The organism is Arthrobacter sp. MA-N2 (genome assembly GCF_000517125.1).
Classification (GTDB): Bacteria; Actinomycetota; Actinomycetes; order Actinomycetales; family Micrococcaceae; genus Arthrobacter; species Arthrobacter methylotrophus.
On sequence record NZ_KI912155.1, the window covers coordinates 1,117,098 to 1,117,588 of the forward strand.

1 protein-coding gene is annotated in these 491 nt (G+C 57.8%); it reads right to left on the bottom strand.

Features of this window, described 5'->3' with window-relative positions:
* Positions 1–241 precede the first annotated feature (241 nt).
* Positions 242–491 (bottom strand): hypothetical protein (locus A3M3_RS0105745; protein WP_197023133.1); only part of this gene is annotated, 250 nt, incomplete at its 5' end.

A 491-nucleotide genomic window follows, 5' to 3' on the forward strand; every position in this document is an offset into this window, starting at 1 on the left:
TAAAGATTTCACTGAGAAATTCCGGACCACGTTTTCCCACCGCAGTTAACATGTTGGAAACATTCGGAAACATGACAGTGGCTATCGCATACGGCCCGGGAATGCTGTGAGTAATGGTGTGGCGGGTCCGGTAATTATGGGGACCGTAATATGCGAATCACCCACTCACTGCCGGATTGAGGTTGGGTAGGGGGTTCGGTTCCCGGTGCGGTTGGGGCCGCACCGGGAACCGGTTGTTTTTCTAGCGCAGGTCTTCCTCGCGTTCGAGTTCGCGTTCGAGTTCGAGTTCATCGCTGAGAGTCAGCTTCCCGCGTGTCTCCTGCAGCGCCTTGGCGACACCGAGCTCGACCGGGCTAAGATGCGTGACGTCTTCTTCGTCCAGGACCAGGCCGTGGTCGTCAGCGAGGACAACGTGGCCGATGGTTTCGTACTTGACCGGGTTGGTCTTCCGCAGGTAAAGGGCCTGGCCTGCACCCACGATGAAGAGCCCG